At 61.4% G+C, this 25,738-nt stretch carries 23 protein-coding genes; 11 read left to right on the top strand and 12 right to left on the bottom strand.

Features of this window, described 5'->3' with window-relative positions:
• Positions 1–143: 143 nt before the first annotated feature.
• Positions 144–350 carry a hypothetical protein gene (locus AB6809_RS10585; protein WP_029970752.1) on the top strand — a complete coding sequence of 69 codons (207 nt, stop codon included), beginning with the start codon at positions 144–146 and terminating at the stop codon, positions 348–350.
• A gap of 580 nt (positions 351–930) precedes the next feature.
• Here the strand turns inward: AB6809_RS10585 and AB6809_RS10580 are convergent.
• Entirely contained in the window at positions 931–1,188 is a 258-nt protein-coding gene (locus AB6809_RS10580; protein WP_035570457.1) for a DUF1488 domain-containing protein, read from the bottom strand.
• A gap of 775 nt (positions 1,189–1,963) precedes the next feature.
• On the opposite strand from AB6809_RS10580, the gene AB6809_RS10575 reads away from it, so the two are divergent.
• The 3 genes from AB6809_RS10575 (at position 1,964) to AB6809_RS10565 (ending at position 5,028) form a co-directional block, all read left to right on the top strand.
• Positions 1,964–2,416, top strand: a complete 453-nt coding sequence (locus tag AB6809_RS10575) for a DUF2934 domain-containing protein (RefSeq protein ID WP_371026587.1) — start codon at positions 1,964–1,966, stop codon at positions 2,414–2,416.
• Between the two features lie 725 nt (positions 2,417–3,141).
• Complete coding sequence (locus AB6809_RS10570) at positions 3,142–4,056, top strand: LysR family transcriptional regulator (protein ID WP_371026586.1); 915 nt, start codon at positions 3,142–3,144, stop codon at positions 4,054–4,056.
• 204 nt (positions 4,057–4,260) lie between these two features.
• Positions 4,261–5,028 carry an SDR family NAD(P)-dependent oxidoreductase gene (locus tag AB6809_RS10565; protein WP_371026585.1) on the top strand — a complete coding sequence of 256 codons (768 nt, stop codon included), beginning with the start codon at positions 4,261–4,263 and terminating at the stop codon, positions 5,026–5,028.
• A gap of 198 nt (positions 5,029–5,226) precedes the next feature.
• Here the strand turns inward: AB6809_RS10565 and AB6809_RS10560 are convergent, their stop codons facing one another.
• From AB6809_RS10560 to AB6809_RS10535, 6 genes are all read right to left on the bottom strand, one after another.
• The gene (locus AB6809_RS10560; RefSeq protein WP_371026584.1) at positions 5,227–5,610 is read right to left on the bottom strand and encodes a hypothetical protein; all 384 of its coding nucleotides are present in this window, start codon (positions 5,608–5,610) and stop codon (positions 5,227–5,229) included.
• 424 nt (positions 5,611–6,034) lie between these two features.
• A complete protein-coding gene (locus AB6809_RS10555; protein WP_107706622.1) occupies positions 6,035–7,366 on the bottom strand; it encodes an MFS transporter in 1,332 nt (443 codons plus the stop codon).
• Positions 7,367–7,394: 28 nt separating this feature from the next.
• Positions 7,395–8,696 (bottom strand): MFS transporter, encoded by a 1,302-nt coding sequence (locus tag AB6809_RS10550; RefSeq protein ID WP_371026583.1) that lies wholly within the window; start codon positions 8,694–8,696, stop codon positions 7,395–7,397.
• Between the two features lie 130 nt (positions 8,697–8,826).
• Positions 8,827–10,455 (bottom strand): CoA-transferase, encoded by a 1,629-nt coding sequence (locus AB6809_RS10545; protein ID WP_371026582.1) that lies wholly within the window; start codon positions 10,453–10,455, stop codon positions 8,827–8,829.
• Positions 10,452–11,192, bottom strand: coding sequence for an enoyl-CoA hydratase/isomerase family protein (locus AB6809_RS10540; protein WP_107706624.1), 741 nt, complete (start codon positions 11,190–11,192; stop codon positions 10,452–10,454). The genes AB6809_RS10545 and AB6809_RS10540 overlap by 4 nt, the downstream gene beginning before the upstream one ends.
• An 11-nt stretch (positions 11,193–11,203) precedes the next feature.
• Positions 11,204–12,541, bottom strand: coding sequence for an FAD-dependent oxidoreductase (locus tag AB6809_RS10535; RefSeq protein WP_371026581.1), 1,338 nt, complete (start codon positions 12,539–12,541; stop codon positions 11,204–11,206).
• Between the two features lie 198 nt (positions 12,542–12,739).
• Between AB6809_RS10535 and AB6809_RS10530 the strand changes: the two genes are divergently transcribed.
• On the top strand, positions 12,740–13,426 hold the full coding sequence (locus AB6809_RS10530) for a GntR family transcriptional regulator (protein ID WP_006051438.1): 687 nt from the start codon (positions 12,740–12,742) through the stop codon (positions 13,424–13,426).
• Between the two features lie 58 nt (positions 13,427–13,484).
• Here the strand turns inward: AB6809_RS10530 and AB6809_RS10525 are convergent, their stop codons facing one another.
• The 3 genes from AB6809_RS10525 to AB6809_RS10515 all read right to left on the bottom strand — a co-directional run bounded on the left by AB6809_RS10525 (position 13,485) and on the right by AB6809_RS10515 (position 16,740).
• Entirely contained in the window at positions 13,485–14,303 is an 819-nt protein-coding gene (locus tag AB6809_RS10525; RefSeq protein WP_006051439.1) for an oxaloacetate decarboxylase, read from the bottom strand.
• A 38-nt stretch (positions 14,304–14,341) separates the two neighbouring features.
• Positions 14,342–15,679: an MFS transporter gene (locus tag AB6809_RS10520; protein ID WP_371026580.1), complete on the bottom strand. Its 1,338-nt coding sequence runs from the start codon at positions 15,677–15,679 to the stop codon at positions 14,342–14,344.
• 110 nt (positions 15,680–15,789) lie between these two features.
• Positions 15,790–16,740, bottom strand: a complete 951-nt coding sequence (locus AB6809_RS10515; RefSeq protein ID WP_006051441.1) for a LysR family transcriptional regulator — start codon at positions 16,738–16,740, stop codon at positions 15,790–15,792.
• Positions 16,741–17,027: 287 nt separating this feature from the next.
• On the opposite strand from AB6809_RS10515, the gene AB6809_RS10510 reads away from it, so the two are divergent.
• Positions 17,028–18,536, top strand: coding sequence for a M81 family metallopeptidase (locus AB6809_RS10510; RefSeq protein WP_107706627.1), 1,509 nt, complete (start codon positions 17,028–17,030; stop codon positions 18,534–18,536).
• A 35-nt stretch (positions 18,537–18,571) separates the two neighbouring features.
• Here the strand turns inward: AB6809_RS10510 and AB6809_RS10505 are convergent, their stop codons facing one another.
• The gene (locus AB6809_RS10505; protein WP_371026579.1) at positions 18,572–19,540 is read right to left on the bottom strand and encodes a LysR family transcriptional regulator; all 969 of its coding nucleotides are present in this window, start codon (positions 19,538–19,540) and stop codon (positions 18,572–18,574) included.
• Positions 19,541–19,614: 74 nt separating this feature from the next.
• Here AB6809_RS10505 and AB6809_RS10500 point away from each other — a divergent pair, with 74 nt between their 5' ends.
• The 4 genes from AB6809_RS10500 to AB6809_RS10485 all read left to right on the top strand — a co-directional run bounded on the left by AB6809_RS10500 (position 19,615) and on the right by AB6809_RS10485 (position 24,029).
• Positions 19,615–20,508: an MBL fold metallo-hydrolase gene (locus AB6809_RS10500; protein WP_107706629.1), complete on the top strand. Its 894-nt coding sequence runs from the start codon at positions 19,615–19,617 to the stop codon at positions 20,506–20,508.
• 26 nt (positions 20,509–20,534) lie between these two features.
• Entirely contained in the window at positions 20,535–21,542 is a 1,008-nt protein-coding gene (locus AB6809_RS10495) for an alpha/beta hydrolase (protein WP_371026578.1), read from the top strand.
• Positions 21,543–21,723: 181 nt separating this feature from the next.
• Positions 21,724–23,355 carry a histidine ammonia-lyase gene (gene hutH, locus AB6809_RS10490; RefSeq protein ID WP_371026577.1) on the top strand — a complete coding sequence of 544 codons (1,632 nt, stop codon included), beginning with the start codon at positions 21,724–21,726 and terminating at the stop codon, positions 23,353–23,355.
• A gap of 11 nt (positions 23,356–23,366) precedes the next feature.
• On the top strand, positions 23,367–24,029 hold the full coding sequence (locus AB6809_RS10485; protein WP_006051447.1) for a GntR family transcriptional regulator: 663 nt from the start codon (positions 23,367–23,369) through the stop codon (positions 24,027–24,029).
• 99 nt (positions 24,030–24,128) lie between these two features.
• On the opposite strand, the gene AB6809_RS10480 is transcribed toward AB6809_RS10485, so the two are convergent.
• Complete coding sequence (locus tag AB6809_RS10480) at positions 24,129–24,878, bottom strand: SDR family oxidoreductase (protein ID WP_371026576.1); 750 nt, start codon at positions 24,876–24,878, stop codon at positions 24,129–24,131.
• Between AB6809_RS10480 and AB6809_RS10475 the strand changes: the two genes are divergently transcribed.
• A complete protein-coding gene (locus AB6809_RS10475; RefSeq protein WP_310399508.1) occupies positions 24,879–25,532 on the top strand; it encodes a helix-turn-helix domain-containing protein in 654 nt (217 codons plus the stop codon).
• The last annotated feature ends 206 nt before the right edge of the window (positions 25,533–25,738 follow it).

Below are 25,738 nucleotides of genomic sequence, written 5' to 3'. Positions count from 1 at the left end.
GCTGTTCGCGGACGGCTTCCATCGCGCGCCACGACCGCGTCAGCATTTAAAACCCGACCTTGCGATGGGTCGCGTCGTCCCGCTATCGGGGCGACGCCGACCACCTGATGGCGAACCAGTTTTTTCCATAGCAGGAGTGCATCATGATCGATGACCAGGTAAATGCCGAAGAATTGGCAGAAAGCAGGAAACAGAGAGAGGCCGCGGCGAATGCGACGGATGATGGTATGCCCGTGGGCCCCGAAGATGAAAAGCGGGTTGTCGACGGGACTCAATACAGAGGGCCGAAGCAGTGGATCCGGCACGCAAGGAAATTGCTGGGTGCTGGAGGCGGCTTTATGCGACCTTGACTTCGACTTGAAGCCATGCGCGTAAAGCCATCAATGGCTCGTGCGAGACGTTCCGGACGCCTCACACGCTGGTACGGGAGCGCGCAGAGCGCGCGGCCCATAAAGAGCTGATCCGCGACACCGAATCACCTTTGCAAGGATCCTGATGTCGCGCTACCAATTCGAAGGAGATCTGGCGCATCTCGAACGGATCATTCCGTTACTTGTGCACGGAAATCCCCTGGCGCTAGCGTACTGGCAGCGTCGAGTCTCGTCGCTATCGCAGCAGCAGAGTCTGCTTCCTGACGGCACCAGGCGCGTAACCCGACTGCTTAACGTATTCAATGAAGTCGAGCGCGCATTGATATCAGGCAAGGCCACCGCCCGACGGTCGCCGGGATGAACCGCGATGCGTCAGAAATAAATCGGAGAGGGGGCGAGCCGGCACATGCCCGGGCGCTGCAGTTCCGGCCAGCGCATATCTTGGTACGGGTTTATTCCAGGCGGGAGGTTGGCGAACTATGGCGTCGAAACCATGCGCGCTTCCTGCACGAAGCCGGTGTTCACAGATCCGGAAACATTCTCGCGACAGGGCTGTAGATCATGAAATCGAATACCGGTTCTGCGGGCCGCCGACATACTGCCTGTTTGCGATTTCGAGAACCTTTTCACGAAACTCGTCAAAGGCACCAAGCAGCGAACGCTCGTCGGACCCAACGCCAGGTTGCAGATTTCTGAGCATTGCGTCATCGATCATGAAGGTGATCTCGCGCGAATCGTCGTACCCCCAGAAACACACGCAATGTCGGGCGGCATCGTAGCTACGGCTGGGGTTGGGAAATTTAAGCACCGCGATCAGTCTTTCTCGTACACGGCCGAGTAGCGCCACTTAGTGGCGTTGGAGTCGATCGTGGCGTAACTGGCGCGTCTTTTCTCTGCTCTCAGAGCATCTGCTGCGTCGAGTATATGAGCACGCGTCCTGCATTCGGCGGCGTACTCGCTCTCCCTGCCAATTGCAGCAGAAGCGGGCTTGAATTGCGATCGCATGATGGGGCTCCTAAGCTGGAGGTCGCTCATGGACGACCGGTCTCCCCACTGTATACCCTTTGGCTGGCATCGACGTCTTTATTTACCTGCATCCCTGGAGTTCAGTTTTCCGAAACGTTATGCAGGTCCGCATAGAAAAATTCGCTCGGACTGAGAGCGCCAGTCGATACCATTCGTATTGACCTGCTGCTCAGCGGTTGGTAGCGCGGTCATGCTTCCTCAAAAAAACGAAAAGTGCAGGCTGATGATTTCACTGGCAGCATCGCCCGTGAAGCGTTGGCGCCGGCATTCCACGTTCTGATGAAACCGTCCGGGTCCAGCACGAAAATTGCGCACTTCCTGTCACCTGCGACGAGAAGCTGAAAAGCCTGCTCTTCGGAAACTTCCCCGGTCCGTGTGCAATTTGTCATAGCGTTTGAATGCAGCGCGCTGACGGAGGTTCGTCCCAATGGCCTTGTGCGGGCCTACCGCCAGGCATGATACGCGTTCAAGTTGTGCGGGCCGCTATTGGCGTCCCAAGCGGTGCAGGTCCGGGGCCAGCAGTGGGCTGGCCCCTCCATCCCAACGAAAACACCTGGAAGACGATCATGATCGAGCGACTGGTTGACGTAATAGACCGCAGCGGCACTGTGCTGCACACATACCCGATTACGCTGGGCGAGTCGGGCAACGCCGACGACTCCGAATACCTGGCCAAGGCGCTGGAAGCAGCAGCGCACAGCCGGCTTGTGCCGGACGCTGAACTCGGTACCCTGACGGCCAGGATGCACACGAGCCGGGGCGGTCAGATGGCTCCCTACGGCGATGACTTCTTGAGGGACTCGGAAACGAAATCGGGCCTGGAGCAGGCTGTTCGGGAACGCGCCTATCTGCTCTGGGAGAAAGAAGGACGCCCTGAAAGGCGTGCGGAAGAATACTGGCATCGTGCTCTCGACCAGCATCTTCGGGAGCGCGCCTACGTTCTGTGGCAGCAGGAAGGAAGTCCCGAGGGGCGACAGGATGAGTATTGGCGTCGGCTTGTGGATTTCCAGGCTCAGTGATTCCGATCACCTTGGACCGTCCGGTGCGTAGCGAAAAGGAGAACCGAGGCGGCATGCGCAGACATCCCCTTCGACCAGGTCGGGCGGATCGGTCTTCTTGCATCGCCGAACCATTGATATCGATCGCCACGGCGGCCTCTCGCTGCGGGTGCGTGTGAGCGCCGCGGCGACAACGGGGAAAGGCTGACATAAGAGTCGAGGTCGCTAACAGTGGCCGACACTCGAACGGCTGCAACGACCCCGATGACCCGCCGACCAAAACGACCGTCAGAATGGCCGTTATAGCTTGAAAGCGCCCTTCGGGTAAGCACGGGCCCGACGACCGCTTCGGGTCCGAAAGCACGCGTTCGCTGACATCCGGACCCTGCATTGGGCCAATTGATACACGAACGGCAGGGGCCCGATCTACAACTGCCTCACGGACATCGTCACCTGAGTTCCGGCAATGGCCGAACTGATGTCCCCGAAAAGTTCGCCTCGACGATCGGACCGCTCCATTACGTGCCTTTGATCTCGTGACGGCGCGATAGGCGGCAGCGCGTCGGGGGCGCCTGCGAAATTGCGCCCTGACACCATTGTCCGGCATGGGGCTGCACGGTCTGGGCTATACCTGATTACCTGATGGAACTGTCGGTATCGGAAACGGTACTGACATGTCCTCCTGAGCCGCTCGCCGTTTCGCTACACTGCGCATTTTCGCCGACAAGCTTGCCAGGAGGATGCGCATGGACCGCATGGTGACGATGGAAACGTTTGTGACGGTTGTCGATGCGGGTTCATTCTCTGCCGCCGCCCGTCGGTTGAAGCTAGGTCAGCCAGCTGTCTCAAAGGCGGTCGCCCAACTGGAGGAACGTCTGGGCGCCCGTTTGCTATTACGATCGACTCGTGGCTTGGCGCCGACGGCTGCCGGGCAGCGGTTCTATGAGCACGCGCTCAGGGCCATCCATGAGGCAGATCAAGCCGAACAGGCAGTGCGCGAGTCTTCCGATGGTCTGTCGGGGCAACTGCGCATAGGCGCGGCCGTCACCTTCGCCCGGCTGCACGTTTTGCCGGCGCTAAAGTCTTTCCTCCATCAACACCCCAATCTGAGCATCGACATCGTGCTTGACGACCGGTCCGTCGATTTACTGGAAGAGGGCGTCGATGTCGCTTTGCGTATGGGCACGCTGGACGACTCGTCCATGACTGCGCGTCGCATCGCGAGCGGGCGGAGAGTCGTAGTCGGCACGCCGTCATATTTCGCGGAAGCCGGAGTTCCGCAAACACCTGTCGACCTCGGCCGGCATCAGGCGGTCGTCTATTCCGTGCGAGGCGGCGGTGAATCATGGTTGTTCAGCCGCGATGATGGATCTGATTCAACCGTGACCCTGTCCGGCCGAATCAGCGTGAACGCGGCTGAAGGCATGCGCACGGCAGTGCTCGCTCACATGGGCCTTGCTGTCGCATCGGAATGGATGTTCGCGCCTGAACTCGCGGACGGCACGGTGCAGGCCGTCCTGACTGACTGGCCCTTGCCCACCATCGACCTGTGGGCAGTTTTTCCGGCCGGGCGTATGACGACAGCGAAAGCGCGCGCGTTCGTCGCGTTCGTCGAGCACATTCTCAATGAGCACAAATCCAGCGACGACCCGATTGCCTAGCCGCAGTGCAGCCCGGTTCGATTCGCCCCGACCTGTTCCCTTGCCGCAGGAATAGGAGCTATTCCTCGGCCACGACTACCGTACGACGCCGCCTGAGCGGAGGATACGCATCAACCAATGCATCACAGATTGGCTCTGATGCAGCGGTCTTTCCTGCAGTTCATGCCGGAGAACCGATTCAAAACCTACCCGTTGAGGAAAACCATGACTCAAGCTCTGAAAGGCAAACTCGCCCTCGTTACCGGCGCTTCGCGCGGAATCGGTGCAGCCATTGCGGCACGTCTTGCGCGCGATGGTGCATCCGTCATCGTTCACTATGCGTCGAGTGCGGAGCGCGCCCAAGCAGTCGTCAACGAGATCCGCAATGCCGGCGGCGAGGCTGAAGCTGTGGGCGCCGACCTGTCGAAACCGGAAGGCGTCAGAAGCCTCGTCGACTCGCTGAACGGCGCGTTCGGCGGCCGTTTCGAGGGGCGGCTCGACATCCTTGTCAACAACGCGGGCACAGTCGAGTACGGACCATTTCTCGATTCTTCGGAGAGCTCGTACGACACGCACTTCAACTTGAATGTTCGTGCGCCGATCGAACTGGCAAAAGACGCGGCGGCGCGCATGGTCGCGGCTGGCTGGGGGCGCATCATCAACGTAGGCTCGGCCTTTGGCGAAGCCGCGCCGCTGCCTGGCGTGACGCTCTACATCGCGTCGAAGTTCGCTCTCAGAGGCTTCACGCGCGGGCTGTCGCGTGAACTCGGCAAATACGGCGTGACCGTGAATGCTGTCCAGCCCGGCCCGATCGATACAGAACTTGCTCCGCAGCCCGGCACGGAAGATCACGCGACGATGGTAAAGCTCGCGAGCGTCGGCCGTTTCGGCAAACCGGCAGAAATCGCGGCGGCCGTCGCATATCTCGCCAGCCCCGAAGCAGGCTACACGACCGGCGAAAGCCTGACAGTCGACGGCGGATGGATTGCCTGACGCGGGCAGCCCTGTTGAACGCTATTCGAATGGCGCATGCATTTCGATTTCGAATAGCGTCAACTGAACGCAGCTAACTGCCGACGGTCATTGACGGCGTTGCAGCCGGTCGAGCCGTCGGGCGTGCAGCGGGCAGGTATCAACGCCCTGCGGTACGCAGGGCTCCCGCATTCACACGTCAGTCGGTCGCTGCGTGCTTCAGGGCACCCTAACCCGTGTGCCGGGCTTCACACAACTTCCAAGCGACAGCAGCAGAACGCCGGCCGCAAGCGGCAGAAGCGGGGCGACTTGCAGCGGTAGTCCATAGTTGTGCCGCAAGTCGAAATACCTCCCGACCGCGACCGCTCCAGACACTGCGCCAAAGGCGTAGCCCGAAAACGCGATCCCATAGAACAGGCCGAAGCGCTTCAAGCCGATATACGAGCGGGCGAGGAGATGCGATAGAAGGTCGCCTTCGCCAATTGCAAGCCCGACGAGCGCCGAGGCGAATAGCGCGCTGGGGTAGCTGTCGAGTTGCGCTAGCAGGACAAACCCGGCCGCGCCGGCCGTTAAGAAAAGGCAGGCCACGATCGGTGCGTGCACGCGATCCGCGAGTATGCCGGAGGCGAGCCGGCCAATGAGAATGCCGAATCCTGCGAACGAAGCAGTGCGCGCTGCGTCGTGAGCCGATATGCTGGGGCCACTGCATGTCGTCTCGCTAGCCGATGCACGCGAGCTCGCAGCGCGCTGCCGCACGACGCTGTTCGAAAGTGTTCATCCGATCGAGGCACGGCGTGAGCGAATTGCACGAAGTGCAGTCACCGCGATCGTGAATACATCACATTTCGGCGCCTGTCTGCGACAAAGCAGCGTTGATGTGCGGCAGATATGCAGGAACTCGACCACTAGCGCTCGCAATTCAGGCGGGCAGCTAGTCTGCATAGGGTGCAGGTGGTCGAAGGCTTTTAGGCCACTCCGGTACGGAGACCGCGATGGAAGTCCTGGGTGCTCAGCCGAATCGGCTGCGTCATGAAGACGTCGCAGAACGTATCGCAATCGTTGGGGCTCGACCCGTGGTCCGGATGAAACTCGCCGCGACAATTCCCGCCACCACACAGAACGCGATGAAAAACCAGCCGTTGGTATAGGTCTTGTGGCCCGATGCGTCGACGACCACGAGCGCTGCAAAGATCTTCGCGGAGAAAGCCGCGACGAAGTAGCCCGCGCCATTGACAAAGCCCATCGCCTTACCATAAACCTCGGGGGAAAAGATTTCGGCAGGCAGCGCGAGGAACGGGCCCCATGCCATGTTCCCGAAGAATCCCATGCCGCAGAGCGCGACCGCGAGCAGAACCTGATTTGCCTGTTGCAACGTGCCGAGCAGAACCACGAACGGCGCGAGCCCGATGAAACACACGAGGATCATGATCTTGCGGTTACCCTTGAAGACTTTGTCCGACATGTACGATGAGATGAAGCTGCCGATTGCGCCTGCCGCGAAGTAGAGGCCGCTCCACCAGCCCATCGTCTGCATTTTGAAGCCGAAGGTGTCGGACAGGTATAGCGGAATCCACGTGAGCGCGCCGTAGAGCGTAATCTGCATCACGATATCGACGAAAACGACTGCGACATACGTGCGATTCTTGAACAGATCGAGAAAGCGCACGCCGGCGCCCTTGAGAATGGTCTTTTGCGCCGATGCATATTGTCCGCGTGTGATCGTGCCTGCTTCGAGCTCGTCGCGGTACGCGTATTCGAGATCGGCTTCGGTCGCATGGCGATAGTGCTCCGGCCGGTCGAACACGAACACCGCGATCAGGGCGAGCGGCACCACCCCGAGCGCGCCCGTGACAAAAAACACGATGCGCCAGCTGTCCGCGTGCGCCGCGAATTGCGTAGCAAGGACGCTCGCCCATGCGGGCGTGATAATCCACGCCCACGCCAGAACGGTTTGCGCACGCGCGCGGCCTTCCTTGTTGAACCAGCGCATGAGCACGCGCGCCGAAGGAACGTATTCGGTGCCCACCAGCATACCGAAGATCGCCATCCGCCAGAGGTATTCTTCGCGCGTCTGGATGAGCCCCATATACATCGTCATTGCGGACCAGACGATGACCGAGAAGATCAGCATTTTCCTGGCGCCGAAACGGTCCGTCAGCAAGCCCGATACGTATTGCGCGGGTCCGTAGAAGAGCAGCATCAGGAAGGCGCCGGTGCCGATATCCGCGGTCGTCAATCCGATGTCGTGAGCGATCGCTGGATTGAGCACGCTGCTCTTCACGCGATCGAGATACTGGATGCTGTACGCGATGAACAGCACGAACGCGATGATCCATCGGTAAGCTACGCGAGGCCGCATTTTTGTCTCCTTGGCTAGTCGTATGTGTTTATCGCGTCGACGTCGCGATTTCGGGTGTGAGGCTCTGGTCGGCCGGTGCGCGTGGCGCGCGTACAAAGACCGCGACTGCCAGTGCACCGAGCAGGGCGATGGCGCCACTCAGCATGAATGCGCTTGCGAACACAGAGGTCGCCTGCACCAGAAAGCCTGTCGCTGCGGGCGCGAGAATGCCCGCCGTGTTCGCGATCAGATGCATGAAGCCGCCGACGCTGCCCATGCGCGTGTGCGGGACGGTGTCGAGAATGATTCCCCAATACGCGCCCAGCGTGAGGTTCATGAAGAACACGGTGACGGCCATCAGCGCGACGGCGAGCGGAAGGGTCGCGACGCGGCCCGCCAGTGCAACGCACACGGCGGATACGACCAGGCTCGTCACGATGACGATCTTGCGGGAGAGCACGGCTCTCCCCGTAGCGCGGTAGATGAGGTCCGATATCACACCGCCGAGTGCAATACCGACGGCCCCGCACGCCCATGGAATGACGTTCACGAAGCTCATTGACTGCAGGCTGAGATGGCGTTCCATCGTCAGATAGCTCGGGAACCACGAGAGAAAGAAGTACAGGATGTAGGCGTAGCCGAAGAAGGCGAAGGCCGTCGCAAGAATCGATGGACTGCGCAGCCACGCGCCGAGCGGCCGGCCGTCGTCTTCGGTGACAGATGCGCATTCAACGGGCGTGTCGTCGCGATGATGCGCGGGCTTTGCGTCAAGCCAGCGGTTCTCTTGCGGACGGTCGGTGACCAGCAGTGCCCATAGCGCGACCCAGACGAGCCCGAGCGCCGCGATCACGACAAACGACACGCGCCAGCCGACGGAAAGCGCCAGCATGCCGACGATCGGCCCGGCGATCGCGCCGCCGAATTGCTGTCCCGCGTTCGCATAGCCGACGGCGCTCGCCTGCTTGTTGCGCCCGAACCAGCCGCTAATCATCTTGTTCGTGCACGTCGCATACGGTCCTTCGCCTGCACCGAAGATCACACGCACGACGATCAGCGAACCCATGCCTACGACGCCCGCCGTGAGTCCGCAGAACACGGACCACAGCGACATGCTCGCAACGAGCACGCGCTTCGCGCCGAACCTGTCGGCCGCATAGCCACCGACGAAGCAGAACAGCGAATACCCGACGAAGAACACGCTGAACACGATGCCCAGTTCCGCGGGCGTAAGTTGGAGATCTTTCGCGATAAGCGGCGCAGCAACCGACAGCGCAGCGCGGTCGAGGTAGCTGATCGCGCCGGCGAGAAACAGCATGAGTACGATGAACCAGCGTAGTGAGCGGAGCTGCATGAGTGTCTCCTGCATGCGATAGGGATTGGGTCGCCGCCGCGCAACCGATGGACGCGCGTCGCCGGAAGAAGTGCCTTGCGGGCGCTTCTCCTGACGCGTGTCTATTGGATTGGGAGCGCCCGGGTGGCGCTTACGAAACTTCGTGTTCGCCGAGCGCGGTTTCGTCGAGATCGGCGCCTGCCTGCACGCCGGGTTGGAGGAGCGCCGCGTCCATGAGCGGCAGCGGATCGAGGATGAGCGCGGGTGCGAACGCCATGTGGTCGAGCACATCGCGCCGCACGTCGATACCCGGTGCGATCTCGCGCAGCACGAGCCCGTCGTTCGTGGCTTCGAAGACTGCGCGCTCTGTGACGATCAGCGCGCTCTGGCCGCGCGCGACGCCGTTGCGAACGGAATACGTGATGCTCTGGGCGTCGCGCACGAATTTGCTGACCTTCCCCTCGCGGCGAATGTTCATCCGGCCGTTTGCATAGTCGACGTCGAGCCCGCCGGTTGTGAACGTGCCGGTGAACACGAGCCGCTTCGCGTTGGCCGCGATATCGGTGAAGCCGCCCGCGCCGGGATTCGCGCGTCCGAACTTGCTGACGTTCACGCTTCCATGCGAGTCGTATTCGGCGAATGCGAGCGCGGCGAATTCGCACAAGCCGCCGTCGATGACGTCGAACTGCTGAAGGCCGTCGAGCAGCGCGCTCGGATGCAGGTTCGCAGAGAACTGCCAGCCGTTCATCACGATGCCGCCGTAAGAGCCGTGCTCGGTGGTGAACCAGTAATCCTCGGAACCGGTCTGCGGATCGATCAGACCTTGCTCCGCAAGAATGAGCGGAATGTCGGCCGCTGCGCCGAAGCCGAAGATGCCGAGCTCGCGCTTCCTGACCTCGAGCGCCGCGCGCCGCGCGATGACCTTGTCCGGCCCGAACGGAATCGAAGGAAACACGTGGCGATCGCCCGCCGAGACAAGGTAGTTGCGATCGTAGGGCGTGCCGGTCGTCATCATCATTTCCGCATCGACGACGATCGAATCGACGAAGATGCCCGGCAGGCGCACTTGTGTCGCGGGCCGTTCGCCTCGTCCGACGATGCGTCGCACCTGCGCGATTACGCGTCCGCCGCTGGCCTTCGCCGCGAGCGCGAGTGCGAGGCCGGACGAGACAAGCGGCTCGTCCTCGAAGGACAAGTTGCCGAATTCGTCGGCGCTGCTTGCGCGGATGATTGCAACATCGATCGGCCAGGTTGGATAGAAGAGGCATTCCTCACCGTTTAGCGTGATCTTCTGGATAAGATCGTCCGTGCAGCGCGCGGTGAACTTGCCGCCGCCCTGAGCGGGGTCCGCATACGTGCCCACGCCGATGCGCGTCACATAGCCGGGGCTCTTTCGTGCGACTTCGCGCAGCCAGTGCATCGACGCACCGATCGGCCACGAATACGCCTCGATGCGGTTCTCCTGGATGAGTTGCATCAGCGCGGGCCGCTTGCCCGTGCGCGGATCGATGGGATTGATATAGGAACCTGCGACGATGCGCTTCATCAGGCCCTCACGCGCGACATGGTCCATACCCTTGATGCCGACGGCGTCGCCCGTTCCGCACGGGAAATAGAACGTCAGGTTGCGCGGCGTACCGGTGTCCTCGAAGCGCTTGCCGAGTGCCGCGAGCGTGGCGTCCGGCACGACCCAGCCGATGACGCCGACGGATGCGACGGTCTGGCCGTCCCTGATTGATTCCACGGCCTGCCTGCCCGTCACGACCTTGCTCATATTCATGATTTCACCGCGAATTTTGCGAAGATTTGTTGGGCCGCATCGGACTTGCAGTCGTCGGCAAAAATGCGGGCTGCTTCTCGGTCCAGACGCTCGCCATCGAGCGCGATGAACGGCTCGAAAAAGCGCTTGGCCGACGCGACAGCACCGCGTGGGAGTCTGGCGAGGCGTTGCGCGAGCGCGATTGCCCGCGCGTCGACATGACCTGCTTCGGCCAAATGGTCAGCGACGCCCAACCGGTGTGCTTCCACGCCGTCGATGGGTTCGTCGCCCCACACGAGCATGCGCGCCCGGACCGCGCCGACCCGCGCGATGAGCGCCTGCAGGCCCCACGGCGGCAGCCAGCCGTTCGGCACCTCGGGAAGATGCCAGCGTGCGTTGACAGCGCTCACGACGAGATCGCACGACACCGCGAGAATGAAGCCGCCGCCGAGCGCGAAGCCCTCCACCGCGGCAATCACCGGCTTCGATAGTCCCGCTATGCCGCGCGCGATCCGCGCCGTTTCGAGTTCGTGTTCGCACATGTGATCGATCGAGAGGCCGCCGAGCTCCTTCAGGTCGCTGCCCGCGCAAAAGGCCGGTGGGGCGCCCGACAGCACGATCGCGGCGACCGAAGCGTCGCTTTCCGCCCTCCGCAATTCCTGTTCGAGTTGCTCCATCAGCGCCTGACTGAGCGCGTTGCGCCGCTGCGGACGGTCGAGCACGAGTTGCCGCACGCCGCCGATGTCTTCGATTTGCATTTGTATTCTCCTTAGCTCAGTTGTGCGCCGTCGCGGTCGAGCGCGCGGCGGATCGCCGACGGCTCCACCTGACGGGGCTCCAATCTTTCGTTGATGGCGATGGCCGCCGCATGTCCGATCGCGTGCCCGTACGAGAAGCACTGCGCGGTGACGCGCGCCGAGGCGACCGCCTCGTGTTCCGCCGACAGGCAGCGGCCGGCCACGAGCAGGCCATCTCCCGACTGCGGCACGAAGCAGCCATACGGCACCGTGTAAAAGTCGTCGAGAATCCACTCGACCTTCGGCTTTGCACCCGCATGCAGCTCGATTGGCCACGGCGATACGGCGATGCCGTCGTCGAACTTGCGAGCCGCGAGCACGTCGTCGTTCAACAGGCGCGTGACTCCGCTGACCTGCCGGCTCTGGCGTATGCCCACCTGCATGCCCGTGTCGTTGACGAAGGCGTTTTCGCATCCCGCGAGGTTCTTCCGGAAGAACTGTGCGTACGCATGCACCTGCTTGCGCCCTTCGATTTCCGCTTCGGTGAAGTCATCGCGCAGCAGCGAGTTCAACTCGCGGCCGTCCGCACCGGTCACGCGCGTGCAGTTGCAGAGCAATTCCCCGGGCCGCGTCGTCGTGAAGAGCCAGATCTTGGCGCGCGGCAGATTCGCGCCCGCGTCTGCGGCGGCGCGCAGTTTCAGCGAGACTTCTTCGCCCATGATGGTGTCGTCGCCGTAGGCAGCGAGAAAGCGTCCGATATCGACGCCCAGCAGGCGGAAGATCATCGTCGGGTTCTGCACACGTCCGTCATGACCGATGAAGCTCGACAGGCCCGCCATCGCGACGACGTCCGCGTCACCGCTTGCGTCGATGGTCAGCTTCACGCGGATATCGAGCGGACCTTGCTTGGTCCATGCCCGTACGCCCTCCACGCGCGCCCCATCCATCAGCGCGCCGGTCGCGATCGAGTGATAGATCACCTGCACGCCGGCACCGGCGAGCAGCGCGTCGGCGGTATCGCGCCAGATCAACGGATCGTGCACGCGCGTCCAGGTGCGCCCGTACCGGACGGGGTCCGCCAGTCCTCCGCGCGTTTCCAGCGCGCGCACGAATTCGTCCGCGAAACCGAAGACGACCTGCTCGGGCTTGGCGCCGGCGCGCTCCGTCGCGAGATACAGACCGCAGACAGTGCCAGAGAGGCCCGCGACCGCGCCGCCTCCGCAAAAGCCATAGCGTTCGAGCACAGTGACGCGCAAGCCTTGCCTTCGCGCCGTGACGGCAGCCGCCACGCCCGCCGCGCCGCCGCCAACGACGAGAACGTCGGTGGAAAGTGCATCGACCAGGCGATGTTCCACTACTGATAAACTCATAATATACTCCTGACATGTCAGCACAACATCAGGATAGCGATTGGAGTGAGGCCGCGTCAACCGCTGTCGATTGCAGGTTAACCCCGAGGGCGCATCGCGAAGCGCACGGTGCGGCAGGATCGGGGCCGGCGCAAGCCGCCTCACGCGGCCGATATGTAATACTCACTTTGGTCCAATCGAACTCTCTAACCGGCTTTCATGACGAAATCCAGCACGCGTGCCACGCCCGCCGACCCCGATGCAAACGAGCCCAAGGTGGATTACGCCTATCGGCGTCTAGAAGAGATGATCGTGACGCGGGCACTGCCACCGGGCGCGCTCGTGTCCGAGGTGCAACTCGCAAACGAGATCAACGTGGGCCGCACGCCAGTGCGCGAGGCACTGGCGCGCCTGAAGCAGTTCGGGTTCGTGGAAACACATCCGCGGCGCGGCACATTCGTGTCGACCGTCGATGTTCGCAAGCAACTGGAACTGCTGGAAGTGCGTCGCGCCTTGGAGCCTCTTGTCGTGGCAGCAGCATGCGCGCGCGCCACAAGCGAGCAGCGCACGGAGATGAAATCGCTCGCCGACCACATCGTCCGGGCGGCCAGGCAGCGCAATGTGAATGAATATTTCCGGGTGAATCGCGCGATCCACGAACTGGAAGTCACCGCAACGCACAACTCGATGCTCACGACGACCATGCAGGTCATCCATGCTCAATCACGGCGCTTCTGGTTCGTGCACGTACAGCAGAGCGAGGCTTTTGCGGAGGGCGCCGCTCGCCACGCGGCCGTGCTGCGCGCGATCGCGAAGGGTGCGGCCGACGAAGCGACGGTCGCGGGCGATGAACTGATGGTCTTCCTCGATCGGCTTACGCGCTCCGCGTTCGACACGTTCCGCTGAAGAGGCGTCGCAGTTTCGGTGTCAGGACACTTCGAGAGACGAGCGCCCGGATGTTCGTTCATGGATCGATCAAGCCATATTCAGCGGCGCGCCGATTGAAGTCTTCGTAACCGGTAAGTGCGTCGAGCGCGGCGCTGGACGCGAGCGATCCATCAAGTGCACGAATATCGCGTTGTTCCGTGAACGTCCGCAGGCTTTGCTCAATGGCATGTTGTGCCGCTTGCAGGCATAGGCCGTGATAGATCGCGACGTCGACTCCGGCCGCCTGCTCGTCGGCGACGCTCGCGCCGGCCGTGTTGACCAGCACGACCTTGCCCGGAATCCGCGCGCGGATTGTCGCCAGTTGGGCGACATCAAGCGCGCCCGGCATGACCGCGTCGGCCCCAGCGTCAAGATACGCGAGCATTCGTTCTAGCGCATCCAGTGGACTGCCGGTGACGTCGGCGATATCAGTGCGCGCGATGATCTGGAAGTTCGGATCTTCGCGCGCATCGAGCGCCGCGCGGATCTTCTGTACCATTTCCCTCGTCGAGAGCACTGCTTTTGGCATATTGGTGTGTTTGCCGCTGACGTGATCCTCGATATGGATCGCACTAACGCCGGTTCGCTCGAGAGCGCGGATCGTCTTGCCGATACCTGTCGCGTTGAAGAAGCCGCCTTCGGCATCCGCGATCAGGGGAATGCTCAGTACGTCGCAGAACTCGGCGAGCCTCGCGCACAGCGTCGTCAGATCGAGCCAGCCGACGTCTGGTTGCCCGACGCTGGTCGATAGCGCATAGCTACCGACGTAGGCGACCTCGAAGCCTGCGCGTTGAACCTGCAACGCCGATAGCGGATCGAAGGTGCCGGGAGCAGCAAGCGTGCGCGGTCTGCTCATCCGCTGTCTCAGTCGGGCACGTAGGAGAACGGCTGCATTCATGACGACTCGAACTCCGCGGCGGCGAGATCCTGTGTGCCTGCCGGCGAAGGCAGGCGGTTGAACAACAGCAGCAGACTACCCATCACGAGAATTCCGACCATGCCGAGCAGGCCGGCCTGCATCGTACCCGTCAGTGTCTTGAAATAGCCGATTAAGGTCGGACTCACGAAGCCTCCGAACAGTCCGATCGTGTTGACAAGCGCGACGCCGCCGGCTGCCGTGTCGCCCTTCATATAGTCGGACGGCATCGCCCAGAATACCGTGTACGCGGCCCACAGCCCGGCGGTCGCCACCGTGAGGCTGATGATGGTGATCAGCAGGCTGGTATCGTTCAGCGCGGCGATCAGCAACGCGACGGCGGCTAGCGTGAGCATCGACACCGTGTGCCAGCGGCGCTCGCCAAGACGGTCCGAGCGGCGTCCCCACCAGACCATCGCAAAGATCGCCGCGATGTAGGGAATCGCCGCGAGGATGCCGATCGTCATTGTGCTGGTGACGCCAGCGCTCTTAAGGATGGTCGGCAGCCAGAAGCTCACGGTGTAATGCCCGCAGATGATGCAGAAGTACGAGACGCCGAGAAGCAGCACGCGTGGATCGGAGACCACTTGGCGGAACGAATGGTGACGAGGTTCGTTGCCTGCTGTGTCGTGCTTCAGCTCGGCGGCGAGCAGACGCTTGTCGGTGTCGCTGAGCCATTTCGCTTCGGCCGGGCGATCGGTGATCCAGAATAGGCCGAACACGCCGAGCAAGACGCTCGGCAGTCCCTCGGCAATGAACATCCATTGCCAGCCGTGGAGGCCGCCGACCGTGTCCAGCAGCATCATCGTGCCGGTCGACAGCGGCGCGCCGAAGATCCCGCCGATCGGCCCGCACAGCATGATCACGGTGATCGCGCGTGCCATCCGGTTCTGGGGGTACCAGTAGGTCAGGTAGAAAATCAGCCCGGGCGCGAAGCCAGCTTCGAACACGCCGAGCAGGAAGCGGATCACGTAGAACGCGTTCGCGCTGGTGACGAACATCATGCTCGCCGAGGTCAGTCCCCAGAGGATCATGATGCGGCTCAGCGTGCGCCGCGCGCCGATTTTCGGGAGCAGGATGTTGCTCGGAATCTCGAAAAGCATGTAGCTGAGAAAGAAGACGCCGGCGCCGAGACCGTACGCGGCGTCGCTCAGGCCGACGTCGGCCTGCATCTGCAACTTTGCGAAACCGATATTGATCCGGTCGAGATACGCAAACACATAGCACAGCGTCAAGAAAGGCAGGAGCCGCCAGTTGATCCGCGCAAACAGGTTATTCGTGGAGGTCGTCAACGGCCACGTGGCGTCGTTTTGCATGTTGTCATACACCGTCGGGGGATGGGAGGTGTGGACAATGTTTCCCGGTCAAAACGTCGGGCACAACAGCAATCGCATCGCCGTTGCGCTGCCTTTTCGGCATCGCTCGGTCAGCATCGCACAAGCGCACTGCTCACATGCACTTCGGAGCCGAATAGCGGCATTTGCTCGACGATCAGATCGAGCACGCGTTGCGCGGCATTCGGCAATCGACGGCCCTCGCGGACCAGCACGCACGACTGTGCCGCACCGAACAGGGGATGCGCGAGCGGCGCGACGCAGAAGGCCGGATCCGCGCTATCAATGAGCGTCGCCGCGTACGTCAGGAAGGTAACGCCGTTGCCGCTGCGCACGAATCGCTTAAGCATCGCGACCGAGTTCGACACGAGCGCCGGCGTCAGCCGCACGCGCTCAAGGTCGGCGACCGTGCGCACGATCTGGCCCAGCCCGAAAGCCGACGACATCAGCGCGAGTGGAAACGGCGCGAGTTCGGCGATTGTCAGCGGTGTGTTCCGCGACGCGAGCGTGTGCGCGCCCGACATCAGCACGCAGACCGGGTTCGCGGCGATCGCATGCTGCGTCACACGCGCCGCGGGCTGCGGGTTGTACGCGAGGCCGATGTCCACCTCATCGTTCGCAACTTCGCTGATGACGTCGTTGACCGCAAGCGTTTTCGCACTAATGTTCAATTGCGGATGCGCGTTGATAAACGGTGTCAGCACATGATCCATGAGCGGGTCGACGAAGCCTTCGCTGATGGCCAGGCGCACGCTGCCGATCTGAAGGCCGTTCAAATTTTGCAGCGTATTTTCAAACACCGCGCGTTCGGACTGGCAGCCGCGCCAGTACGCGAGCAGCGCGTGCGCTGCCTCGGTCGGCGCGACGCCGCGATTGCCGCGTTCGAACAACGGCGTGCCGATTTCGTCCTCGAGCAGCTTCATCTGTCGTGTCAGCACTGAGGACGCGGTGTTGAGCGCATCCGCCGCCGCGCGGATCGAGCCGCGCGCCAGAATTTCGTGGAAGTAGCGCAGACGGCGCTGGTTGATTTCACCAATGGCCATTCGGTTCTCCTGATCTGTCGGAATGATCTCGTCTGAGGCGAGTCGCGATGAACCCGACAGCCGTGCGACCTTCCGGGCTGTTGAAATGTTAGCAGTATGTCAGATCGTGCATCCGGGGGGCGAGGGACCGGTCTTTGTCAGCGTGCTGCCCGTCAGGCAGCGTCGAAGGCCGCATTTTGCTGTTGCCGCGCGCGCGGGTCTGGATCGAGCATTGAAGCCTGCGCTATTGCATCGGTCTATGCCTCGGGCATGGCAATTACCCGTCAAACCTACCAGACAAAGCGGAAATGAAAATATTGATCGCGGGTTTCCAGCACGAAACCAATACATTCGTCGAGCGAAAGGCGCTCTACCAGAACTTCGTGAATGGTGAAACGTTCCCCGCGTTGAGGCGCGGCCAGCAAGTGCTTGGTTTCCGAAACGTCAACCTTCCGATCGGGGGCTTCATTAGCGAGATCGAACCGGACGGTCATACGCTTGTCCCGGTACTTTGGGCAGGCGCAGGTCCCTCGGCACACGTTATGCACGACACGTATGAGAAGATTGCCGGCGAAATCGTCGAGGCGGCTGGAATGCATGTGCCGGATGCTGTTTACCTCGATCTGCACGGCGCCATGGTCGCCGAACAGACCAACGATGGCGAAGGCGAACTGCTAGCCCGCTTGCGAAGCGTGATCGGACCTCGCGTTCCTATCGTCGCGTCGCTCGATTTGCACGCGAATGTCACCGAGCGCATGCTTGCTTGCGCCGACGCGCTTGTCGCGTACCGAACCTATCCCCACGTCGACATGGCTGCAACGGGCGCGCGAGCTGCTCGCCTTTTGCGGGCGCTTCTGGGTGGAGAGCGTTGGCACTGCGCCTGGCGCCGGTTGCCCTTTCTTATTCCCCTGAACGCAATGTGCACCCTCGTCGACCCGGCAAAGTCGGCCTTTGAGAAGGTCGAGCAACGTGAGAAGGCCGGTCTTGCCTCAATGTCGTTCACACTCGGCTTTCCTGCCGCCGACTTCCCCGAATGCGGGCCGATGGTGTGGGCGTACGGGACACATAGGAATCCTGTGGAAGCCGCCGTCGGCCAAATTTTCGACGGGATAGCGCTTTCAGAGGCGGACTGGGCCGTCGATTTCCTCACGCCGGAGGACGCCGTGACGCAAGCCATGCAGCTGTCCGACGGCAAGAACAGACCGGTCGTGATTGCCGATACGCAGGACAATCCGGGCGCCGGGGGCGAATCCAACACCACCGGAATGCTTCGGGCACTCATCGCCCAGGGCGCCAGTAGTGCTGCATTCGGCGTTGTTCATGATGCCGAGGCCGCTATCGCAGCACAGCAGACCGGCATCGGCCGCTCGCTGGAAATTGAACTGGGTGGTGAATCCGGCTTGCCTAATGGTGCGCGCTTTCGTGGTGTTTTCGAAGTCGTCGAACTGTCGGACGGGAAATGTGTGTTCGATGGCCCAATGCTGAATGGCATGCAGGTTCAGTTGGGGCTGACTGCATTGCTGAAAATCCACGAGATTTTCGTCATTGTCAGCAGCGAACGTCCACCTCAGATGATGGATCGCAATCTCTATCGGGTGGCGGGTATCGAACCCGAGAACATGCGCATTCTTGTCAACAAAAGTTCGGTGCACTTTCGTGCCGACTTCGACGCCATTGCTTGCGCGACACTCGTCGCAAAAGCGCCGGGAGCCATGCGCGCCGATCCGCGCGATCTTCCCTGGAAGGACTTGCGACCCGGTTTGCGCATCGCTCCGCTCGGCGCCCCCTTCAGCGCGCGCATTGACGAGCCCGTATGAACAACGGGCCGGACCGCGCCGGAGGACCCCTTGGTTTAACTAATCTTGTCGGTGGCGATTTCGAATGACGGGCTGGCTTCCTCGATCTGCGCCAGGATTGGTTCAACCTGCTGCCGTAGCCACTCAGAAGCCGGGTCTCGATCTGAATAGGCAGCCCAGACCATCGAAATTGGTGTGACTCTAAAGTCGAACGGGACGGGGCTTGCCACCAGCCCCAACAGCGCGGCGTACCGTTTGATGATCCTCGACGGCAACGTAGCGATGACAGGCGTTTGCATGACCGCGCCGAGAATGGTCAGGAATTCGGGCGCAGCCATGGCCACGTCAAGTTCAACGCCGGCGGCGCGCAGGGCGTCGTCCAGGCATCCGCGAATACTCGCGTTTTGCGAGACAAGGGCGTGTTTCTGAGCCAGGTACGCACTTCGGCTGACGGGCACCGACAGATTGAGCAGGCGGGGGTTGAAGCAGCACATCAAGGACTGTTCGAACAGCAGTTTCCTTCGATGCCGTTCAGCGCCGTCGCCAAAACATCCAATCGCCAGATTGATCACGCCGTCATCCAGCATCCTGTGCACGTCGCCCGGTTGCGCCGGGCGACCGAGTAGCCGGATTCCTGGAGCACACCTTTGTACGTGGGCGGTCAAGCACGGCATCAGGAGCACCTCGAGCTCGCTCGAAAAGCCGATCGAAAAAGTCCGCTCCTCGGTTTCGGGACGAAACCTTTCGCGGGCAGTGATCGCATGCTGAGCCTGCTCGAGAACCGTGCCGATTGCCGCCGCGAGCGCTTCAGATCGGGGCGTCGGCTTCATTGTGTGCCCCACACGAACGAAGAGTTGGTCATCGAACAGCATACGCAGCGTACCAAGGTTGTGGCTCATGGCCGACTGCTGGATCTTCAACCGCGTAGCTGCCTTGGTGACGCTGCGCTCGCGCATCAGCGCATCGAAGGCGACCAGGAGATTCAGGTCGAAAGACCATAAATTGAAGTGATCGATGGAGCTCATGATTTGAATCGATTTGTTCGTTCGTTGTTCGAATCATAGACTACGGACGTCCTTTCAGCCAAGCGAGATCCAGCATGGTTCATCCGAACAAAACCTACCGGATCGGTGATGTGACCGTCACCAAGATCGAAGAAATGCGCCTGAACGTCGCGCCGCCGTCCTTTCTTTACCCGGCGTGGGAACCTGAACAACTCGAGCCCAATCTTCACTGGCTTACGCCCAGCAACATGGACGCGACGACCGGAAACCTGATCCAGAGCATTCACACGTGGCTGGTGCGCGCGCCGCATCACACCATCCTGATCGATACCGGCTCCGGCAACGACAAGGAACGGCCGCAGAATCAGATCTTCCATCATCTGAACACGCCGTATCTGCAGCGGCTCGCCGCGGTTGGCGTGCGCCCTGAGGAAGTCGACTATGTGTTGCATACGCACCTTCACGTCGACCATGTCGGCTGGAATACACGGCTCGTCGATGGCCGTTGGGTGCCGACCTTCCCGAATGCGCGGCACGTGTTCGCGAGGGCGGAGGAGGACTATTACGGCGGCCCCGACAGCCACAACGAAGTGAACGTGCCCAGCCTTGGCGTATTCGAGGACAGCGTCGCGCCGATCATTGCCTCCGGGCAGGCCGAACGCATCAGCAACGACGGGGGCGAGTACCTCGATAACTTCGTGTTCCGCCCGACCAAGGGACACAGTATTGGCCACATGTCGATTGAACTGCATTCGAAGGGGCAGGCGGCGCTCTTTACCGGAGACGTCATGCATCACCCGTTGCAGGTGGTGCGCCCCGACTGGAATTCGGTGTTCTGCGAATGGCAGGACGAGGCCCGCGCGTCGCGCCGCTGGGTGCTGGAGCAGGGCGCCGAACGCAATCTGCTGCTGTTCACCCCGCACTTCGCCGAGACATCGGCCGGTTACGTCACCAGCCAAGGCGACCGTTTCTCCTGGCGCTATGAATAATGAGCCAGACCCAGGAGCTACCCATCATGAGCCAGAACATCGTAGTTAAAGGAAAGCAACTTGTCTTCGAGGAATTGCGCGTAGCGACCGGTACCCCCGGCATTGACCTCTACGTTCGCAACAAGCGCCCCGCCGCGCTCGAGACCTTCACGGCGGAACGCACCATCGTCATGGTTCACGGTGCCACCTTTTCGTCGGGAAGCCTGTATGACGTTCCGTTCAACGGAATGTCGTTCATCGACTTTCTTGCCGCGGCGGGATATGACGTCTATGCGCTCGACGTGCGTGGTTACGGCCATTCAACACGCCCGGCGGAGATGGAGCAGGCAGCGGATCTGAGTCCTCCGGTCGTCGGCACCGACATCGGGTTGGCCGATCTCGGCACCGTGGTCGATTACGTCCTCAAGCGTCGCCAGCTGGACAAAGTATCGGTATTTGGCATGTCATGGGGCGGCACAGTGGCGGGTGCCTATACCAGCCGCAATAACGACAAGGTCCATAAACTGGTCCTATTGGCGCCGCAGTGGCTGAGCGATCGGCCGATTCCTATCGACACTGGCGGGAGGCTCGACGCGTGGCGCCTGGTTCCGGTGCGCGAAAGCAAGGCCCGCTGGCTCAGCACCGCACCGGAACACGGACGCGCGAGCCTGGTCCCGGAAGGTTGGTTCGAGCAGTGGGCCGATTTCACGCTGGCCGAGGATCCCTGGAGCCGGGAGCGCGCGCCGCACCAGTTGCGGGCCAGTAACGGCCCGATCCAGGATATCCGTGACTACTGGCGTGCGGGACGAAAATACTACGAGCCGGCCGAGATTCGTGTGCCCGTGTTGCTTGTCCATGGCGAGTGGGATATCGATGTGCCTATTGACCTCGCGCAGTCGCTTTTCCTCGAACTCAGAAACGCGCCTTACCGTCAGTGGGCTGAAATAGGCGAAGCCACGCACCTCGTTTTGCTCGAGAAAAATCGCTTGCTCGCGTATCAGGCGATCCGGGACTTCTACGACCGCACTTTCCAGGAAGAAACCGGGAAGCGCTAGCACAAGCGCAGGCCCACGCCCCGAAGCCCCACACTCATTGCGATTCTCGTCGACAGGCTTATCGGCCTAAACAGTGGTGTGCCCGATGACTGACTATTAGTGCGATTGAGTTGCGATCGTCGAAAAGATTGCTAGTCGAGCATATTCTATAGATAATAGATAAAAACCACTCGAGGCCCTCATGGCAAAAAACGAAATCGCACTCACAGGTTCCGATCTGACGATCGACCAGATCATCGCGATCGCGCGTCACGGCGCTCGCGTTCGTCTGTCTGACGCGGCTCGGGCGAATCTGTTGTCGACTCGAGGATTCATCGAGGAAAACTGGCTGGTCGACGACGCTCCCCTGATGTATGCGTTCAACACCGGGGTAGGAGCCTTGAAGAATCAACGTATCAGCGCTTCGGACATCGCGCGGTTTCAGCGCAATCTTATTCACTCGCACTCCGCGAGCACCGGCGAAAACATGCCGCTTGAGGTCGTGCGCGCGATGATGGCGATCCGGGTGAACACCTTTGCTCGCAATCACTCCGGCATACGCGTCGCAGTGGTCGAGCGGCTTGTGGCGATGCTCAACGAAGGCATTACGCCCGTCATCCCGGCAAAAGGAAGCGTCGGTGCCAGCGGGGACCTTGCACCGTTGGCGATCATGAGCGGTGCATTGCTTGGGCTGGAACAATCGAAAGTGACGTTCCAGGGCGCCGTAACAAGCGCGCGCTCAGCATTTGAGCGATCGGGCCTTCCAGTGACCTTCGATGTGGAAGCAAAGGATGCGACAGCATTGATCAATGGCTCGACGGCGTCGTTGGCGTACGCGGTCATCGCCGCTTTCGACGCGCGTCGCCTGCTGACTAGCGCAACGATCTCACTGGTGTTGTCGTTGGAGGCAATGCGGGCGGAGCGGGCCTGCTTTGAAGACCGTGTGATGCTAGCGCGTCCACATCCGGGGCAGCGCCGCGTCGCTGCGGCCATTCGCACGCTGCTCAATGGTTCCATGCGATGCAGCACCGAGGCACGTGCCATTCCGATGGACGCTCTTGCCGCGCCGGGCGACACGGTCCAACCGCGGATACAGGACGTCTATTCGTTCCGCTGCGCGCCACAGGTCTACGGGCCCGTTCTTGATGCACTCGATTACATTGACGGCATACTCGTCACCGAGATGAATAGCGCAACGGACAATCCGTTGATATTCGCTTCCGATGCAGGCTACGACATCGTCTCGTGCGGGCATTTTCACGGACAATACGTCGCGCAAGCGATGGACCTTCTCGCGTTGGTGACGACCGACCTGAGCGCAATCTGTGATCGCCGTAATAATCAGCTGATCGATCCGGCCTGCAACTACGGATTGCCGAGAAACATGATCGCTACCGAGCCGGGCATCAACACGGGTTTCGCCGTTATCCAGAGTATGGGTACCGGACTCGTGCTCGAGAACATAGGGCTATGTAGTCCAGCCAGTGTGACGAGTCTGCCTGCCAAAGGTAACCAGGAAGACCACATCAGTAATTCCTGTTTCGCTGCGCGGCGCACGCGGACGGTTGTTGAAAATGCGCAGGCGGTTGTCTGCGCCGAAATTCTGATTGCATCTCAGGCGCTCGATATTAGTCGCCAAGCGCTCTCACACCTGCCGCTCGGCCTTGGCGCATCCACGGCGCTGGAGAAAGTCAGATCGGTCGTTCCTGCGATGATGGGTAACGATCGGTGGGTGCATGACGATGTCGAAGCGGTAAAATGCCTGGTACAAAACGGCACGCTGAATGAAGCGGTTTCGGTTGCCTGCGGCGATATCTGGGCACCTTCGGCATAGGGAAAGCAAACGTGGATGTAGACAGCTCGGATTCACTTCCTGCACGCATTGCGGCGGCGCTGGCCGAACAGATTATCCGGGGCGATCTTAGGCCGGGAGCGCGAGTTCGGCAGGACGCAATCGCAGATGAGTTCAATGCCAGTCACGTTCCGGTCCGGGAAGCATTCAGGCGTCTGGAAGCTCGCGGCCTGCTGGTTTCGCGCGAGCGTAAAGGCGTGTATGTCCCACTGCTCGATCAGGCATCCATCATTGAGATTACCCGGATGCGTACCGCACTTGAGGTTCTGGCGCTCCGGTACGCGATACCCAACCTGACTCAAGATGACATCACGTGTGCAGAAAACGCGATGCACAAAGGGAACACGGCCCGTGACATCAGCACGTGGGAGGCCGCCAACCGGGAATTCCATGCAAGTATTTATCGACCCTGCCAAATGCCTCGGCTGCTTTCACATATTGACGCCCTGCATGAGGCGCGACTTCGCTACATGTATGCGACATCGACGCTGATTGAGTGGGACGTCAAATCAGAAAACGAGCATCTGGAGATTTTGGAAGCGATAAAAGCGAAAGACGATCGGAGTGCCTGTGCGTTGATGGAAAAACATATCGATGACGCAGGGTGCATTCTTGTCGATGCGGTGGGTTCTCTTCGCTCACAGACTGACGAGTGAGCCAGGCGCGCGCATTCGTACGTCTGGCATAACCTCGCTCACTCGCCGCGGAAATCCGCGCCCGCCCGGCGAGAGCGGCGCGACAGCGACATCGAGGGCTCAAACGGCAATGGACCCGCCGTCCACGAACAGTTCAACGCCCGCGATATAGCTGCTCTCGCTCGACGCCAGAAAGAGCACGGCGCGCGCGACTTCATCCGGCTGGCCCAGACGCCCCAGCGGCACGAGCTGGTTCAGCATATCTTCGACTCCCGGCCGCGCATCGAGGTAGCTTCGCATCGGGCTTGTCTCGGTCCCGCCCGGCGAGACCACGTTCACGCGAATGCCTCGCTCTTTCAGGTCGGTCGTCCAGCTTCGCGCAAACGACCGCACAGCCGCCTTGCTTGCGTTGTAGAGCGACTGGCCAGGAAAGCCTTTGCTGCCAGCCACCGAGCCATTGAGGACGACAACGCTACCCGACGAAAGTAGCGGCAAGGCCTTCTGCACAGTGAAGAGCATGCCGCGCACGTTGAGGCCGAAAAGCCTGTCGAAACCCTCCTCGTCGATGGTGCCCAGCGGACGCGGCTCCACTTCGGCAACGCCTGCATTTGCGAAAACCACGTCGAGCCTGCCGTGGTCGTGCTGGATGCGCTCATACAGTCGATCAAGGTCGGCGAGGTTGCTCGCGTCCCCCCGAACGCCCACCGCACCGTTGCCGATTTCCTGTATCGCCTCGTCCAGTCGAGCTTGCCTGCGCCCCATGATGTAGACCCGCGCGCCTTCTTCCGCGAAAAGCCTGGCGCTCGCAAGGCCGATGCCCTCGCTGCCGCCGGTGATTGCCACGACCTTGTTCCCGAATCGCTTTGCCATATGCGTTCCTCGTTAAGTGGAGTATTGCTCCACTTAGTATATGGAGGCATCATCCACTTATCAACAGAAATCAAGGCAACGATGAACAGAAAGTGTTCGACGACCGACGAAGCACCGCTGCGCGCCGATGCAGCCCGCAACCGGGAACGCATTCTCGAAGCGGCGGAAGCGCTGTTTCTCGAACGCGGCGCTGAGGTTTCGCTTGACGATATCGCGAGGCGCGCCAACGTTGGTATCGGCACGCTCTACCGTCGTTTCCCGACGCGCGACGCGCTGCTTGCCGCGGCGAGTGATGAGCGCCTGCTGTCGCTTGCCAAAGCAAGCCGCGCACGCGATGACAAGCTCGAACCGATCGCGTCCCTACGCGCCTTCGTCAAGGAGCTCGTGAACCACGCGAACCACTATCGCGGGCTCGCTGCGTTGCTCGGAACGGTATTACAGGAAGGGACGCCTGGCTGCCGCGCCGGCAGTGAAGAAGGACGCCGGCTGCTCGAGCGGGCCCAGAAGGCGGGGGCGGTTCGAAAGGACGTCTCCATCGGCGATCTCGTGTGTGTCGTGACGGCGATCGCTCTCGCCGTCGAGCAAGGCGGCACAACCAGATCCCGCGTCACCCACCTGATCGATCTCTTCTTCGACGGCATCGGCAAAACGTAAGCGCGGCACCAGCGACGTCTTGACTGGAGATCATGAGCATTCAGGCTGTTTCATTTAAGCCGAGCGTTTTTGTACTGCGGCCGCCGCATCGGTTGAAGCCTGATTTTTGTCGCACGCGATGGAAAGCCTTCCGCGTTTTCCCCTAGCAATCCAAGGTTGACTCGGGCTCGAGCAAAGGCCAAACTTCTTTCAACACAAGTGTGATC

The sequence above is a fragment of the Paraburkholderia sp. RCC_158 genome (genome assembly GCF_041355255.1).
GTDB lineage: Bacteria > Pseudomonadota > Gammaproteobacteria > Burkholderiales > Burkholderiaceae > Paraburkholderia > Paraburkholderia graminis.
The sequence above is the reverse complement of the archived record's forward strand: the minus strand, read 5'-3'. Positions and strand labels throughout refer to the sequence as shown.